At 39.6% G+C, this 15,755-nt stretch carries 14 protein-coding genes; 7 read left to right on the top strand and 7 right to left on the bottom strand.

Going from position 1 to position 15,755, the window contains the following annotated elements:
• From lpxB to tilS, 5 genes are all read left to right on the top strand, one after another.
• Window positions 1-1,170, top strand: coding sequence for a lipid-A-disaccharide synthase (gene lpxB / locus PH4a_RS03585; protein ID WP_129037814.1), 1,170 nt, complete (start codon window positions 1-3; stop codon window positions 1,168-1,170).
• Window positions 1,171-1,172: 2 nt separating this feature from the next.
• Window positions 1,173-1,763: a ribonuclease HII gene (rnhB, locus tag PH4a_RS03580; RefSeq protein WP_129037812.1), complete on the top strand. Its 591-nt coding sequence runs from the start codon at window positions 1,173-1,175 to the stop codon at window positions 1,761-1,763.
• Window positions 1,764-1,785: 22 nt separating this feature from the next.
• A complete protein-coding gene (gene dnaE / locus PH4a_RS03575) occupies window positions 1,786-5,268 on the top strand; it encodes a DNA polymerase III subunit alpha (protein ID WP_129037809.1) in 3,483 nt (1,160 codons plus the stop codon).
• 12 nt (window positions 5,269-5,280) lie between these two features.
• Window positions 5,281-6,240 (top strand): acetyl-CoA carboxylase carboxyl transferase subunit alpha, encoded by a 960-nt coding sequence (gene accA, locus PH4a_RS03570; RefSeq protein WP_064720956.1) that lies wholly within the window; start codon window positions 5,281-5,283, stop codon window positions 6,238-6,240.
• Window positions 6,241-6,397: 157 nt separating this feature from the next.
• Complete coding sequence (gene tilS, locus PH4a_RS03565) at window positions 6,398-7,738, top strand: tRNA lysidine(34) synthetase TilS (RefSeq protein ID WP_129037807.1); 1,341 nt, start codon at window positions 6,398-6,400, stop codon at window positions 7,736-7,738.
• 32 nt (window positions 7,739-7,770) lie between these two features.
• Here the strand turns inward: tilS and rof are convergent, their stop codons facing one another.
• Window positions 7,771-8,031 (bottom strand): Rho-binding antiterminator, encoded by a 261-nt coding sequence (gene rof / locus PH4a_RS03560; protein ID WP_064720954.1) that lies wholly within the window; start codon window positions 8,029-8,031, stop codon window positions 7,771-7,773.
• A 261-nt stretch (window positions 8,032-8,292) separates the two neighbouring features.
• Between rof and nlpE the strand changes: the two genes are divergently transcribed.
• Window positions 8,293-8,967, top strand: a complete 675-nt coding sequence (gene nlpE, locus PH4a_RS03555) for an envelope stress response activation lipoprotein NlpE (RefSeq protein ID WP_082918457.1) — start codon at window positions 8,293-8,295, stop codon at window positions 8,965-8,967.
• A gap of 103 nt (window positions 8,968-9,070) precedes the next feature.
• On the opposite strand, the gene proS is transcribed toward nlpE, so the two are convergent.
• The 6 genes from proS to metN all read right to left on the bottom strand — a co-directional run bounded on the left by proS (window position 9,071) and on the right by metN (window position 14,814).
• Window positions 9,071-10,786, bottom strand: coding sequence for a proline--tRNA ligase (gene proS / locus PH4a_RS03550; RefSeq protein WP_129037805.1), 1,716 nt, complete (start codon window positions 10,784-10,786; stop codon window positions 9,071-9,073).
• A gap of 223 nt (window positions 10,787-11,009) precedes the next feature.
• Window positions 11,010-11,717, bottom strand: coding sequence for a tRNA (N6-threonylcarbamoyladenosine(37)-N6)-methyltransferase TrmO (gene tsaA, locus PH4a_RS03545; protein ID WP_064720951.1), 708 nt, complete (start codon window positions 11,715-11,717; stop codon window positions 11,010-11,012).
• A complete protein-coding gene (gene rcsF / locus PH4a_RS03540; RefSeq protein WP_129037803.1) occupies window positions 11,714-12,124 on the bottom strand; it encodes an Rcs stress response system protein RcsF in 411 nt (136 codons plus the stop codon). Before rcsF ends, tsaA begins: the two co-directional genes overlap by 4 nt.
• Window positions 12,125-12,254: 130 nt before the next feature.
• Window positions 12,255-13,070: a MetQ/NlpA family lipoprotein gene (locus PH4a_RS03535; RefSeq protein ID WP_129037801.1), complete on the bottom strand. Its 816-nt coding sequence runs from the start codon at window positions 13,068-13,070 to the stop codon at window positions 12,255-12,257.
• 66 nt (window positions 13,071-13,136) lie between these two features.
• Window positions 13,137-13,790: a methionine ABC transporter permease MetI gene (locus PH4a_RS03530; RefSeq protein WP_064720949.1), complete on the bottom strand. Its 654-nt coding sequence runs from the start codon at window positions 13,788-13,790 to the stop codon at window positions 13,137-13,139.
• Window positions 13,783-14,814, bottom strand: a complete 1,032-nt coding sequence (gene metN / locus PH4a_RS03525; protein WP_064720948.1) for a methionine ABC transporter ATP-binding protein MetN — start codon at window positions 14,812-14,814, stop codon at window positions 13,783-13,785. The genes PH4a_RS03530 and metN overlap by 8 nt, the downstream gene beginning before the upstream one ends.
• Before the next feature lie 194 nt (window positions 14,815-15,008).
• Here metN and gmhB point away from each other — a divergent pair, with 194 nt between their 5' ends.
• On the top strand, window positions 15,009-15,575 hold the full coding sequence (gmhB, locus tag PH4a_RS03520) for a D-glycero-beta-D-manno-heptose 1,7-bisphosphate 7-phosphatase (RefSeq protein ID WP_129037799.1): 567 nt from the start codon (window positions 15,009-15,011) through the stop codon (window positions 15,573-15,575).
• Window positions 15,576-15,755 lie beyond the last annotated feature (180 nt).

The following is a 15,755-nucleotide window of genomic DNA, read 5'->3' as shown; positions in this document are numbered from 1 at the left end:
ATGACCTTGTCAGGCCAACCATCTATTGTTCAGCGTCCGTTAGTTATCGGCTTAGTAGCTGGTGAAACGTCCGGTGATATCCTGGGCGCGGGTTTAATCCGCGCTCTTAAACTCAAACATCCTAATATCCGCTTTGTTGGTGTAGCTGGTCCTCTTATGCAAGCTGAAGGTTGTGAAGCTTGGTACGAGATGGAGGAGCTCGCGGTTATGGGGATCGTCGAAGTGTTAGAACGTTTACCCAGATTACTTAAGATCAGAAAAGATCTTACTCAGCGGTTTTCAGAACTTAAACCCGACGTTTTTGTTGGAATTGATGCCCCAGACTTTAATATCACCCTTGAAGGGCGTTTAAAGCAAAAAGGGATTAAAACAATTCATTATGTCAGCCCTTCTGTATGGGCTTGGCGTCAAAAACGCGTTTTCAAAATTGGTAAAGCAACGGATTTAGTGTTGGCTTTTCTTCCTTTTGAAAAAGCGTTTTACGATAAATATCAGGTTCCTTGTCGGTTTATTGGTCACACAATGGCAGATGCTATTGCACTTAATCCAGACAAGAATGCAGCTAGAGAACATCTAGGTATTGCTGAAAATGTTACCTGTTTGGCATTATTACCAGGAAGTCGTCATGCTGAAGTAGAAATGTTGAGTGCTGATTTTATAAAAACAGCAAAATTACTAAAACAACATATTCCTACACTACATATTTTAGTACCACTGGTAAATGCAAAACGCCGAGCTCAGTTTGAACAAATTCATCGAGCTGTTGCTCCGGAGCTTGATATTCAGTTGTTAGATGGTCAAGCGAGAGAAGCAATGACTGCCAGTGATGCGACTTTACTTGCATCAGGCACCGCAGCTTTAGAATGTATGCTAACAAAATGTCCAATGGTTGTAGGTTATCGTATGAAACCTTTTACTTTTTGGTTAGCAAAAAAATTAGTCAAAACGCCTTATGTCTCTTTGCCTAATTTATTGGCAGGACGAGAAATTATAAAAGAGTTATTGCAAGAAGATTGTAAGCCAGAGGCGTTAGCAGAACAACTTTTGCCCCTTTTAACTGACAACGAAAAAGTGCAGCAATTAAAAGAGACATTTTTACAGCTACATTCAGCTATTCGTTGTAATGCTGATGAGCAAGCAGCGAATGCAGTATTAGAATTGGCAGGTTAATAATGGAATTTATATATCCAAAAGCAAATTGTATCGCTGGTGTTGATGAAGTTGGCCGCGGGCCTTTAGTCGGCGCAGTTGTAACAGCAGCAGTAATTTTAGATCCCGCTAATCCAATAGAAGGATTAAATGACTCTAAAAAGCTGACGGAAAAGAAACGTAATGCGCTTTATGATGAAATAAAAGAAAAAGCATTGTGCTGGGCAATTGGGCGAGCGGAACCTGAAGAAATTGATGAACTCAATATTCTTTGGGCAACAATGAAGGCAATGGAGCGTGCTGTTGCTGGATTATCATTAACACCAGATATGGTTTTAGTGGACGGTAATCGTTGCCCAGCATTACCGATGGCATCTCAAGCCGTAATAAAAGGCGATAGCCTTGTGCAAGAAATAAGTGCAGCATCGATTTTGGCTAAAGTCACTCGTGATAGAGAAATGGAAGAGTTAGATAAACTTTATCCTGAATATGGTTTTGCTAAACATAAAGGCTATCCAACTGCTTTTCATATGGAAAAACTGGCTTTATTAGGTGCAACACCTTATCACCGAAAAAGTTTTGCTCCTGTAAAACGCGCCTTAAACTTAGAGTAACCCACAGAGTAATTAAAGAATTATGGCAGATCCTCGTTTTATCCATCTTAGGGTTCACAGCGATTATTCAATGATCGATGGATTGGCAAAAACTGGGCCTCTTGTGAAGAAAGTGGCTTCGCTGGGAATGCCTGCTTTTGCGATTACTGATTTTACTAACTTATGTGGGTTAGTGAAATTTTATGGCGCAGCCCACGGTGCAGGTGTTAAACCTATAGTGGGTGCTGATGTTTATCTTGAAACTGAACTATTAGGTGATGAGTATGCTCACCTAACTATTCTTGCACGTAATAATGTCGGCTATCAAAATCTTACGTTACTTATTTCTGAAGCTTATAAACATGGCTATGGCGCTGCCGGCCCTGTTATTAAACAAGAATGGCTAACAACCTATAAAGAAGGGTTGTTGCTAATCTCTGGCGGCAGAATGGGGGATGTTGGTAAATTTTTACTTCGTGGTAATCGACCATTAGTTGACCAATGTCTTGAATATTATCAAACGCATTTCCCTGATAGTTATTATCTAGAGTTGATCCGTACCGGTCGTCCTGATGAAGAAGCTTATCTTCATCAGGCGGTTGCTTTAGCTGCTGAAACGGGGCTCCCTGTTGTTGCAACAAATGAGGTCTGCTTTCTTGACTCGGGGGATTTTGATGCCCATGAAATTCGCGTCGCTATTCATGATGGTTTTACACTTTCGGATCCCAAGCGTCCCAAAAATTACAGTCCACAGCAATATATGCGCACAGAAGAAGAAATGTGTGAGCTGTTTGCTGATATTCCTGAAGCATTAGAAAACAGCGTTGAAATTGCCAAACGTTGTAATGTCACAATTAGGTTAGGTGAATACTTTCTTCCTCAATTTCCAACAGGAGATATGAGTACAGAAGATTTCTTAGTTAAGAAATCAAAAGAAGGGTTAGAGGAACGTTTAGCTTTTCTTTTTCCGGATCCAGAAGAACGTAAAAAGAAACGTCCTGAATATGATGAACGTCTCGATATAGAATTAAAAGTTATTAACCAAATGGGATTCCCGGGTTACTTCCTTATCGTGATGGAGTTTATTCAGTGGTCCAAGGATAATGGCGTACCCGTAGGGCCAGGTCGTGGTTCTGGTGCAGGTTCGCTGGTGGCCTATTCGTTAAAAATTACCGACCTTGATCCATTAGAATTTGACCTACTCTTTGAACGTTTTCTTAACCCTGAACGTGTTTCCATGCCTGATTTCGACGTCGACTTCTGTATGGAAAAACGCGACCGAGTTATCGACCATGTTGCTGAAATGTATGGTCGTGATGCAGTATCTCAGATCATTACCTTCGGTACGATGGCGGCAAAAGCGGTTATTCGCGACGTAGGACGTGTACTAGGACATCCTTACGGTTTTGTCGATAGAATTTCAAAGCTTGTTCCCCCAGACCCAGGCATGACGTTAGAAAAAGCGTTTGAAGCCGAGCCACAATTACCTGAAATTTATAACGCTGATGAAGAGGTGAAAGCCCTTATCGATATGGCGCGTAAATTAGAAGGGGTAACGCGAAATGCAGGAAAACATGCGGGCGGTGTGGTCATTGCTCCGACTAAAATTACCGATTTCGCGCCACTTTATTGTGATGCTGAAGGAAACAACCCAGTTACCCAATTTGATAAGAATGATGTCGAATATGCAGGGCTGGTGAAGTTTGACTTTTTAGGCTTACGGACACTAACAATTATTAACTGGGCATTAGAAATGATTAATGCCCGGCGCGCAAAAAAAGAGCTTGAACCTGTAGATATTGCAGCGATCCCCCTAACCGATCAACGCAGTTTTGATATGTTACAGCGCTCTGAAACTACAGCGGTATTCCAGTTGGAATCCCGTGGTATGAAAGACTTAATTAAACGTCTACGCCCTGACTGTTTTGAAGATATGATAGCCCTTGTTGCATTGTTTAGGCCGGGGCCTTTGCAATCAGGAATGGTTGATAACTTTATCGACCGTAAACATGGTGTTGAAGAAATTTCTTACCCTGATGTGAAATGGCAACATGAGAGTCTGCAACCAGTTTTAGAGCCTACCTATGGTGTTATTTTGTATCAAGAACAGGTTATGCAAATAGCCCAAGTATTGGCTGGATACACACTGGGTGGCGCAGATATGTTACGACGTGCCATGGGTAAGAAAAAACCTGAAGAAATGGCAAAACAGCGCTCTGTATTTGAAGAGGGTGCGATTAAAAATGGTGTCGATGGCGAATTAGCCATGAGGATCTTTGACCTTGTGGAGAAATTCGCAGGTTACGGATTTAACAAATCTCACTCTGCCGCTTATGCTCTGGTTTCTTATCAAACACTATGGCTAAAAACACACTATCCAGCAGAATTTATGGCAGCAGTAATGACTGCTGATATGGATAACACTGAAAAAGTCGTTGGATTAGTGGATGAATGCTGGCGCATGGGCTTAAAAGTTTTACCGCCAGATATCAATAGTGGTCTTTATCATTTTCACGTTAATGATGAAGGTGAAATAGTTTATGGTATTGGTGCAATAAAAGGTGTTGGCGAAGGGCCAATTGAAGCTATTGTTGAGGCGCGTCAGCAAGGTGGTCATTTTAAAGATATCTTTGATTTAAGTGCCAGAACAGAAACGAAAAAATTAAATCGCCGTGTCATGGAAAAACTGATCATGGCTGGTGCATTTGATAAACTTGGCCCTCATCGTGCTGCATTAATGTCTTCATTAGAAGATGCGCTAAAAGCGGCAGATCAACATGCTAAAGCTGAAGCAATAGGGCAATCTGATATGTTTGGTGTGTTAGCTGAAGCACCAGAGCAAGTTGAGCGCTCTTATGCTAATGTGCCTAAGTGGCCAGAGCAGGTTGTTTTAGAGGGCGAAAGAGAAACACTTGGTTTATATTTAACGGGTCATCCCATCACTCGTTATTTAAAAGAAATTGAACGATACGCGGCTGGGACGCGTCTAAAAGATCTGACACCGACTCCTCGTGGCCAAATGGTTAAAGTTGCTGGTTTAGTCTTGGCATCTAAAGTTTTTACCACTAAACGAGGTAATCGAATAGGGGTATGTACCCTTGATGATCGTTCTGGTCGGCTTGAAATTATGTTATTTTCCGATGCATTGGATAAATACCAACATTTATTGGAAAAAGATCGAATTTTAATTGCTACCGGGCAGGTCAGCTTTGATGATTTCAACGGTGGGCTTAAAATGACTGTCCGTGAGCTTATGGATATAAGCGAAGCCCGTGAAAAATATGCAAGAGGGCTTGCTATATCGTTGTCGGACAGGCAAATTAATGAGCAATTATTAAATCGTCTTCGTGGCGTTTTAGAGCCACATCGTTCAGGCACGATACCGGTTCATCTTTATTTTCAAAAGCACGATGCCTGCGCCCGCCTACGATTCGGTGCGACATGGCGTATAACGCCAACGGATATGCTTTTGACCGATCTGCGAACTCTGCTGGGTAATGAGCAGGTGGAATTAGAATTTGACTAGAATAGGAATGTTATGAGTCTTAATTTTCTGGATTTTGAACAGCCAATTGCCGAGTTAGAAGCGAAAATTGATTCGCTGACTGCAGTTAGCCAACATGATGAAAAAATTGATATTAATATTGATGAAGAAGTCTCGCGCCTAAGAGAAAAAAGCCTAGAGCTAACACGTAAGATTTTCTCTGATCTTGGATCATGGCAAGTTGCACAACTTGCTCGTCATCCATTAAGACCTTATACACTGGACTATATTCATCGTATTTTTACTGACTTCCAAGAATTAGCTGGCGACCGTGCTTATGCTGATGATAAAGCGATAGTGGGTGGTATTGCTCGTTTAGATGGTCGTCCTATTATGGTTATTGGGCACCAAAAAGGACGCGAAACCAAAGAAAAAATTCGTCGTAACTTTGGTATGCCTGCACCAGAAGGCTACCGTAAAGCACTGCGTTTAATGGAAATGGCACAACGTTTTAATCTGCCAATTATCACTTTCATTGATACTCCAGGTGCTTATCCTGGTGTAGGTGCAGAAGAACGTGGACAATCAGAAGCTATTGCTCGTAATTTAAGAGAGATGTCACGCCTTGGTGTGCCAATTATCTGTACTGTTATTGGTGAAGGTGGTTCTGGTGGCGCATTAGCTATTGGTGTCGGTGATAAAGTTAATATGCTGCAATACAGCACTTATTCTGTTATCTCACCAGAAGGTTGTGCTTCAATTCTTTGGAAAAGTGCAGATAAAGCCCCTTTAGCTGCAGAAGCGATGGGAATTACTGCTAATCGCTTAAAAGAGCTAAAACTTATTGATAACGTTATTGCGGAACCTTTAGGTGGTGCACATCGTAATTACGATGAAATTGCAACTTCACTAAAAGCGCAAATTAAAGCTGATTTAGAAGAGTTAGATGCATTTGAATCAGAAGAATTAAAGAACCGCCGTTACCAACGTTTAATGGAATACGGTTACTGTTAATTTTTATAACAGCAATTTGGGTTTTATGATTAAGAAAGCAGAATAATAATTATTCTGCTTTTTTTTGTTTTAATTATCAATATGTTTTGTGTTCGTGCAAAAGCGAGGCAAAAGACTTAACATAATCACCAGAATTTTACTGATAAATGATAATGCTATGGCACTGAGTTCTAATCCTATCCTTAATGAAATTAAACAACAAATTGGTCATCACTCGGCATTTTTAGTCGGTTTTAGTGGTGGTGTTGATTCAACGGTTTTATTACAAGGGCTCGTTCGTTTACGTGATGAATACCAGTTACCATTAGAGTTAACTGCTATTTACGTACATCACGGATTAAATGCTAAAGCAGATGATTGGCTAAAACATTGTGAACAGTTTTGCCAACAGTGGAATGTTGCCTTTATCAATGAAAGAGTACAGGTTGAAAGTAAAAGCGCAGGCATTGAAAGTGGTGCGCGAGAGGCTCGCTATCAGGCTTATCGAAAACATCTACAACCACAACAAGTCTTAGTTACGGCACAACATCAAGATGATCAAGCTGAAACCTTTTTTCTGGCATTAAAACGAGGAAGTGGGCCCGCGGGGCTTTCATCTATGCCCGCTAAGATGCCATTTGAGCATAGTTATTTGCTTCGTCCATTATTAAATATCACGCGTAAGCAAGTTGAAGACTATGCCAATCAGCAAAGTTTACATTGGATTGAAGACGATAGTAATCAAGATGATCGCTATGACCGTAATTTTTTGCGCTTACATATCATGCCGCTATTAACTCAACGGTGGGATCACTTCTCTCAAGCTGTCACCCGTAGTGCCGCACTTTGTGGTGAGCAAGAAGCACTGTTAGACGAATTACTTGATTCAGAGCTTAATGTATTAATTGACAAGCAAAATAGCGTTGATATCGATGCTCTTGCAATGTGCAGTACAATAAAACGTAATGCTTTATTAAGACGCTGGTTTGCTTATTTAAACAAAGCGATGCCTTCAAGGGAACAGATTTTACGTTTGTGGGAAGAAGTAGCCTTAGCCAAAGAAGGTGCTGAACCTAGGTTACGCTTTATTGAGGATGAAGTGCGCCGTTATAAGAAACGGCTTTATCTTATTCCTGTCATCAATGAACCGATAGGTAAGGTTATTGAATGGTTATTACCTCAGCCATTAGTTTTACCTGAAGCTTTAGGGGTGTTAATTGTTCATTCAGCAGTAGCACAAGGCCAAGAAATGGTGATCCGAGCACCTTATAACACGGAGAAGGTCACCGTTCGTTTTGGTCTTACTCAGTCATCTTTGCGTATTGTTGGCCGAGAACTTCCAAGACATAGCAAAAAAATCTGGCAAGAGTTGGGTATTGCACCTTGGCGTAGAACTCGCATCCCATTGATTTACTACAATGATACATTAATTACAGCGGTTAATACTTTTGTTACTCTTGAGGGAAAAGCAACATTAGAACAGAACATTATTATCGAGTGGCAAGAGACTTATCAGTAAACAACCGCCTTTGGGCGGTTGTTTACTAGCGATTACTCTGATTTTATAACTACAGTTCCAATTTCGGGATTAGAAAAACTGGCGATAATATCCAGTCGTAAGTCTTTAGAACCGTCAGGGGTCTTTATTTTCAGATACTCGACCTTTTTGCTTAAGAAAAGATCATCTGCAATACCATCAATAAGTTCACCACTATGTAACTCAATGTGGAGATGCATTCCATGCTGGCAAGCTAACTCCAAATTTTCATAGTCATCACAGTTAATTGGTTGATATTCTGTATTTGTTGACATATTCCCTCACCACTCGTTCGTGGCGGTATTGCCGCCAGTGAATAATTCAGAATAAAATCATTATGCTGTTATTCGATGTGAGCACAATAGATATTGTAATAATTTTCTGAAATAGTTCTTAATGAGAGGTTATTTGAGAAATAACTATCAAAGAAGGGTGCATTTATCTTAAAGCTAGTTTTATTAGCCCTTTTTGTTATAAAAAATGCTAGAATCATAAACAGAATGAGTAATTATAAAGTACCCAGAATGAGGGAGTAAATGATGGGGAAAAAACTTTTATGTGCAGCAATTGCTGCTGGGTTATTTGTATTATCAGGTTGCCAAAATAATATTGGCTTATCACTTGATGGTAAGATTGTTGATCAAACATACAATAGTATTTTACCTTGTGCCGATTGCTCTGGTATCGACACAACAATCCTTGTAAATCAAGATGGCTCTTATGTTATGGAGCAGCGTTACCAAGGTTCTGCTGATGATAAAGGTAGTTTTTTTGAATCAGGCACTTGGGCGTTAAGTAAAGATAAACTGGCATTAACTAATAGTTATGGTGAAAAAAGTTATTATCTTCCTAAAGAAGATAAGTTGGTGATGCTAGATATCGATGGTAATGTTATTAATTCAGAATTAAATTATTCACTCGTAAAAGTTCAGCCTCGAAAATTATCGGGTGAATTTACGTATTTAGCTGACGCTGGAACATTTAAAGATTGCCAATCTGGACGCGTTTATGCGGCTCAAGGTTTAACTTTAGAAACAGGTTACTTCTCAACAGGTGTTGAGGGTGGAACGCCAGTTTATCTTGAAGTGGATGGCTATTATAGCATTCGCCCATCAATGGAAGATGGACGCTTTGATCCTGCATTAGTTGTTACTGGAGAGACTCGCTTTAATCGTCATGGTTCTTGTGCTAGTCATCGTGGTAGGGGCTAATACGAAAGATCCTTTTGATAAGCTATTATCATAGAGTATAAAAAAACCCGCTAATGCGGGTTTTTTGTTATTAGTTAACCCCTAAAAAGAGGCAGTTTATTTATTAAGCTAATTGCTCTTTGATAAAAGCAACAACGTCATCAACATTAACTAATGATTTATCATCACTGCGACGGGCTTTATATTCGATTTGATTATTATCGAGGTTGCGATCACCAATAACGATAGTGTGCGGAATACCAATCAATTCCATATCCGCAAACATCACGCCAGGGCGTTCTTTACGATCATCAAACAGAACATCAACACCTTGCGCACGTAACTCGTTGTAAAGTTTGTCAGCGACTTCTTTTACACGATAAGAGCGATGCATATTCATTGGTAAAATAGCAACTTGGAATGGTGCAATGGCATCAGGCCAAATAATACCGCGCTCATCATGGTTTTGTTCAATTGCCGCAGCAACAATACGAGTAACACCGATACCATAGCAACCCATAGTCACGATTTGGTTATGGCCTTCTTCGTTTTGTACGGTTGCTTTTAATGCTTCTGAATATTTTGTGCCAAGTTGGAAGATATGGCCAACTTCAATACCTCGTTTGATAAGCAAAGTACCTTTGCCATCTGGGCTTGGGTCACCTTCAACGACATTACGAATGTCAGCAATTTCAGCAACAGGTAAGTCACGTTCCCAGTTAATACCAAAATAGTGTTTACCATCAACGTTTGCGCCAGCACCAAAGTCACTCATTACAGAAACAGCGCGATCCATAATAATTGGCATTGGTAAATTAACTGGGCCTAATGAGCCAGGGCCTGCATTGACTGCTTGGCGAATTTCAGCTTCTGTTGCAAAAGTTAAAGGTGATGCAACGATGTCACATTTTTCTGCTTTAATTTCATTAAGTTCATGATCACCACGAACAAGTAATGCCACTAAGCTATGACCACTTTCTTTTGTTCCATGAACAATCAGTGTTTTTACTGTTTTTTCTATCGGTAGATTGAATTGCTCAACTAATTCAGCAATAGTTTTTGCATTTGGCGTATCAACTAAACGCATTTCTTCTGTTGCAGCAGCGCGAGGTGTTGCTGGCATTACTGCTTCTGCAAGCTCGATATTAGCAGCATAGTCAGAACCTGTAGAGAAGACGATATCGTCTTCACCACTATCTGCTAATACTTGGAATTCGTGTGATGCGTTACCACCGATAGAACCGGTGTCTGCAAGTACTGGACGGAAATCAAGGCCAATACGAGTAAAGATTTTGCTATAGGCTTCGTACATTCTGTCGTAAGTCTCTTGTAAAGACTCTTGAGAGATATGAAAAGAGTATGCATCTTTCATAATAAATTCACGAGAACGCATAACACCAAAACGAGGGCGTACTTCATCACGGAATTTAGTTTGAATTTGATACAGATTGAGTGGAAGTTGTTTGTAAGAGGTGATTTCGTTACGAACGATATCAGTCACAACTTCTTCATGTGTTGGACCTAAAACAAAAGGGCGCTCGCCTCTGTCAGCAAAACGTAGCAATTCAGGGCCATATTGTTCCCAGCGACCACTTTCTAGCCATAAATCTGCGGGTTGAACAACAGGCATTGAAATTTCAAGCGATCCCGCGTTATCCATCTCTTCACGAACAATTTTTTCAATTTTTCGTAGAACACGAACACCGGTTGGCATCCAGTCATAAAGACCAGATGCAAGTTTACGGATCATGCCTGCGCGAAGCATAAGTTGATGGCTGACAATTTCTGCATCAGCAGGCGTCTCTTTTAAAGTAGAGAGCAAATAGTGGCTAGTACGCATTATTAGGTTCCATTAGAACAAAAATACTTAGGCTGACTGTCACGCCAGTCTACATCAATATAAATAGGGAAAGACTTTAGTCTACCAGTGACTTAAGTCTGCCAAAAGGGGCAAAGCGTTTTTTTCAATCTGATTTGTTCAAAGACAATAGAAGAACTACCAGAGTTTATAAAAATAAGCGCTGATAATTCATCATAGCATTGTATATGACTGTTAGAGCAAATTATCGTGGTTCAATGCTCACTACAAGCGTTTGTTGCCCATTAACTTGCCAGCGAATATTAAATTCGAGTAAATGTGCTGCATATACTCTATCACTTTGTTCCCCTTTTTTATAAGCAGGGCGAGGATCTTGCTGTAAAACTTGGGTAATAAAGCGAGAAAGATTAGGATATTCGTTAGCATAATGTTGCAGTTGTTCTGATGCCTGTTGAGAAAAGAAAACGGCCATTTCATCATCAGGCGCATATTGAGCAAAACCCGCAATTGCATCAGGATGAGATTCAGCAAAAGGAAGATAAGGCTTTATATCAATAATGGGAGTGCCGTCGATAAGATCTAGGCTACCTAATTCTAAAATAACCGATTGATTATCTATTTTTACTTTTTTCAGTTCAACTAACGACATACCAATAGGATTAGGGCGAAAAGTGGAGCGAGTAGCGAATACACCCATTTTTGCATTTCCCCCTAATCGCGGAGGTCGTACTAAAGGATGCCATCCATGTTGTGCTGTTTGGTGAAAGATAAACAGTAGCCACAAATGACTAAATTGCTCTAACCCCCTTACTGCATCGGGATTGTTATATGGAGAATGAAAAATAAGCTGACCACCGCCATCCTGAATTAAACCAGGTTGGCGTGGTACGGCAAATTTCTCTTTATAAGGGCTAACAATATGCCCTATAGGTGTAATTTGAAGGGAATTCATTGGGTAATTAATAGTGCTGTGCCTTCGCAAATCGCTGATTGATAACAACCTAACCCCGTTACAATCTGGCATTCATGTAATAAAACGGCATTGGCATTTTTATAAGCTGCTTTTGTCGCCATTCTTTTTTTCGCAATAGGTAAGCTGGCGGGTGGATCTTGTAATGTTTGTCGACAAGATTCACCAGAAACAATACCCAGATCTTTAAAAGGCGCACCTAAAAGATCTTCTGTTTTCTCAACAACACGAACAGGAGAAATAGTTTTCTCTTTTGGTTTTTGTGGTTGGCCGGGTTTATTTAAACGCATATCCGTAAATTTAGACTGATCAACATCAGATGAATTTTTGACTGAACAGCCTGTCATAAACAGCGCTATGATGCCAATAAGTAGCAAGCGCATGTGCATGGGTTACATCCTCTTTATTATTGTCTATACAAAAATTAAACGACTCTAATTTAATGCAAATTATCCAAGTAAAAAAGAGAAAGGCGAACAAATGTCCGCCTTTTTTATTATTAAGTTAGATAATGAATAATTACCAACCTTTTACAGCACCACCATTAAAGATTTTATTTGCGGCATTATCCACATCATCTGATTGATATGCTTGAATAAATTTCTTCACATTCTCTGAATCTTTATTATCTTCACGAGCAACAATAATATTTACGTAAGGAGAGTCTTTATCCTCAACAAAAATACCATCTTTTGCTGGTGTTAAGTTTACTTGACTCGCGTAGGTTGTATTTATCACGGCTAAGTAGATTTTTTGGTCATCTAAAGAGCGTGGTAATTGTGGTGCTTCTAATTCAACTAATTTCAGATTTTTTGGGTTTTCAGTTATATCGAGGACTGTTGGTAATAACCCGACACCTTCTTTTAATTTAATTAAACCTACTTTTTCTAACAATAATAATGAACGACCTAAGTTAGTCGGATCGTTAGGGATAGCAACTTGTGCGCCATCGGGTAAATCAGCCAAATCAGTGATTTTTTTAGAATAACCTGCAATAGGGTAAATAAAAGTATTACCTACAGCAGTAATCTTATAATTACGATCTTTGATTTGCTGGTCTAAATAAGGCTTATGTTGAAATGCGTTAATATCGATATCGCCACGGCTTAGTGACTCATTTGGCATCACAAAGTCATTAAAAGTAACGAGCTCAACATCAAGACCATATTTATCTTTAGCAACTTGTTTGGCAACTTCAGCTACTTGTTGTTCTGAACCTGAAATAACGCCGACGCGAATATGGTTCGGATCTTTGTCTTTTTCACCACAACCAGCTAATGCCAGTGCGCCTACTAATGCACTTACCACTGCAAGCGATTTGAATTTTAATGACATACATTTACCCTTATTTGATCCGTTTATATAAAAGGCTCTATAGATGATATAAAGCCTTCAATGCTTTTATTTATGAGTTGTAAGCTTAACTAAATGATTACCAATAAACTGAATGATAAAAACAAGAATAACGAGTAGAACAATTACTGTATTCATTACAGTTGCATTATAGCCAACATAACCATACTGATAACCAATCTGCCCTAAACCGCCAGCACCGACAGCACCACCCATTGCTGAGTAACCCACTAATGTAATTAGTGTGATGGTTGCCGCGTTAATTAAGCCAGGTAAAGATTCTGGTAATAAAACCTTTTTAATAATCTGCATTGGTGTTGCACCCATAGAGCGAGATGCTTCAATCAATCCATTTGGAATTTCTAGTAAGGTATTTTCTACCATACGAGCAATAAAAGGTGCAGCACCCACAGTTAAAGGAACAATAGCAGCTTGTAAGCCAATGGATGTACCTACTACCATACGAGTAAATGGGATCATCCATACGAGTAAGATAATAAAAGGAATTGCCCTAAACACATTGACCAATGCTGAAATAGTCCGATAGGTCGATGAACTTGTCATTATTTGCTCAGGACGCGTAACATATAACAATACGCCTAACGGCAATCCAATAACAAAACCGAAAAAGCCAGAGACGAAGGTCATGACTAAGGTTTCCCAGATCCCACCAATTAATAAATAAATCATTCCTTCAGACATAACCGAGAACCTCTACTTTCACATGATGCTCTTCTAAAAATGCAATAGATTTTTCAGTGTTACCATTTTTACCGTGTAATTCAGCTAACATAACGCCAAATTTAACACCACCTGCATAATCCATTTGAGAACTTAAAATATTGATATCTGCATCAAAACGACGGGCGACAATAGACATCAATGGGGCATCGACCGATTGACCATTAAATTCAAGTTTCAATAATGGGAACAAACCTTCTTCCCACTCGGGTTTCATGCGTTCTTGATAATCTTCAGGAATATCCAATTGCAATGTTGATTGAATAAATGCCTGAGAAACGGGGGTCTTAGGGTGAGAGAACACTTGGCTCACAGCATCACTTTCTACTAATTCACCACCACTAATGACTGCCACTTGATCACAAATACGTTTTACTACGTCCATTTCGTGAGTGATCAGTAAAATAGTTAATCCTAAACGGCGATTAATATCTTTTAATAATTCTAAAATAGAACGTGTTGTTGCAGGGTCTAATGCGCTGGTGGCTTCATCACATAATAGAACATTGGGTGAGTTAGCCAGTGCGCGTGCAATTGCAACACGTTGCTTTTGTCCACCAGATAGATTGGCTGGGTAATAATCTTTTTTATCAGATAGGCCAACTAATTCTAGCAGTTCATCTACACGCTTTGTAATATTGGCACGAGGCGTGTTATCAAGTTCTAAAGGTAAGGCTACATTATCAAATACTGTTCTTGAAGAAAGTAAGTTGAAATGCTGAAAAATCATGCCAATACCGCGGCGAGCTTTTGTTAATTCTTTATCAGACAGCTTTGTTAGGTCACGCCCATCAACAAGAACTTCCCCTGAAGTTGGTTTTTCTAACATATTCACACAACGTATAAGTGTACTTTTACCCGCTCCTGACGATCCGATAACACCAAAAATCTGCCCTTGGGGCACATGCAGGTTAATATTTGATAACGCTTGTATTGAACGCGTTCCCTGCTTAAACACTTTGTTTATATTCGTCAGTTTAATCATGTTGTTCTTTATATAAGTAGAATATGGACATAAAGACTATTCTGCCCGAGTTAAAATAGATGTTAAGGCGTCTAGACGGCTAAGTCAATAAAAAACAACTCCTGACTAATAAAGAAAGAAAGGCATGGATTCCATTCTCTATATAAGAGAAAACATGCGATACTAACGACAAATATCTGAATGGAGTAATGCTGGTGAGTAATGGGATTTCTGCGATTTTTCTTGATCGCGATGGAACAATTAATATAGACCACGGTTATGTATCTGAAATTGATAACTTTGAGTTTATTGATGGTGTCATTGAAGCAATGGCGGAACTAAAAGCAATGGGCTATGCCTTGGTTTTAGTGACTAACCAATCGGGAATTGGTCGTGGTTATTATAGCGAAGATCAATTTTTACATCTTACAGAGTGGATGGATTGGTCTTTAGCAGATAGAGGCGTTGATTTAGATGGTATCTATTATTGCCCTCATCATCCAGATGCGAGTGTTGCTGAATATAAACAAGTCTGTGATTGTCGCAAACCAGCGAATGGGATGTTTATGGATGCAAAAGCACAATTAAACATCGATATGGCTTCTTCTTATATGGTTGGTGATAAAAAAGAAGATATGTTGGCGGCAAAATCTGCGGGAGTGGGTAATAAAGTTCTTGTTCGTACAGGAAAAGAGATCACCGAAGAGGCACAAATGTGTGCAGATTTTATCCTAGATAGCTTGGCTGACTTACCAAAATGGATAAAAAGCCACAAAAAATAAGCACTTCGTTTAATTTACCAACAAACGAACGTTTTTTTAAAAAAAACTATTGCCAGCCTCAGAAAACTCCCTATAATGCGTCCTCGTTGTCACGGAACAGGGCGCTAAGCGAACTGACTGAGAGAACAAAAAATAAAGTGAAAAGCCTTATGAAATAACGCTTGACACTGAATGAGGAAG

Source organism: Proteus hauseri, from assembly GCF_004116975.1.
Classification (GTDB): domain Bacteria; phylum Pseudomonadota; class Gammaproteobacteria; order Enterobacterales; family Enterobacteriaceae; genus Proteus; species Proteus hauseri.
This window is presented reverse-complemented; position numbering and strand designations above follow the sequence as displayed.

What these genes read in the sequence shown, in the direction of transcription:
- rcsF (WP_129037803.1), bottom strand. Translation starts at nt 12,124, where the DNA reads ATGCACATGCGCTTGCTACTTATTGGCATCATAGCGCTGTTTATGACA.
- rnhB (WP_129037812.1), top strand. Translation starts at nt 1,173, where the DNA reads ATGGAATTTATATATCCAAAAGCAAATTGTATCGCTGGTGTTGATGAA.
- PH4a_RS03530 (WP_064720949.1), bottom strand. Translation starts at nt 13,790, where the DNA reads ATGTCTGAAGGAATGATTTATTTATTAATTGGTGGGATCTGGGAAACC.
- tilS (WP_129037807.1), top strand. Translation starts at nt 6,398, where the DNA reads ATGGCACTGAGTTCTAATCCTATCCTTAATGAAATTAAACAACAAATT.
- metN (WP_064720948.1), bottom strand. Translation starts at nt 14,814, where the DNA reads ATGATTAAACTGACGAATATAAACAAAGTGTTTAAGCAGGGAACGCGT.
- lpxB (WP_129037814.1), top strand. Translation starts at nt 1, where the DNA reads ATGACCTTGTCAGGCCAACCATCTATTGTTCAGCGTCCGTTAGTTATC.
- proS (WP_129037805.1), bottom strand. Translation starts at nt 10,786, where the DNA reads ATGCGTACTAGCCACTATTTGCTCTCTACTTTAAAAGAGACGCCTGCT.
- dnaE (WP_129037809.1), top strand. Translation starts at nt 1,786, where the DNA reads ATGGCAGATCCTCGTTTTATCCATCTTAGGGTTCACAGCGATTATTCA.
- tsaA (WP_064720951.1), bottom strand. Translation starts at nt 11,717, where the DNA reads ATGAATTCCCTTCAAATTACACCTATAGGGCATATTGTTAGCCCTTAT.
- nlpE (WP_082918457.1), top strand. Translation starts at nt 8,293, where the DNA reads ATGATGGGGAAAAAACTTTTATGTGCAGCAATTGCTGCTGGGTTATTT.
- accA (WP_064720956.1), top strand. Translation starts at nt 5,281, where the DNA reads ATGAGTCTTAATTTTCTGGATTTTGAACAGCCAATTGCCGAGTTAGAA.
- rof (WP_064720954.1), bottom strand. Translation starts at nt 8,031, where the DNA reads ATGTCAACAAATACAGAATATCAACCAATTAACTGTGATGACTATGAA.
- PH4a_RS03535 (WP_129037801.1), bottom strand. Translation starts at nt 13,070, where the DNA reads ATGTCATTAAAATTCAAATCGCTTGCAGTGGTAAGTGCATTAGTAGGC.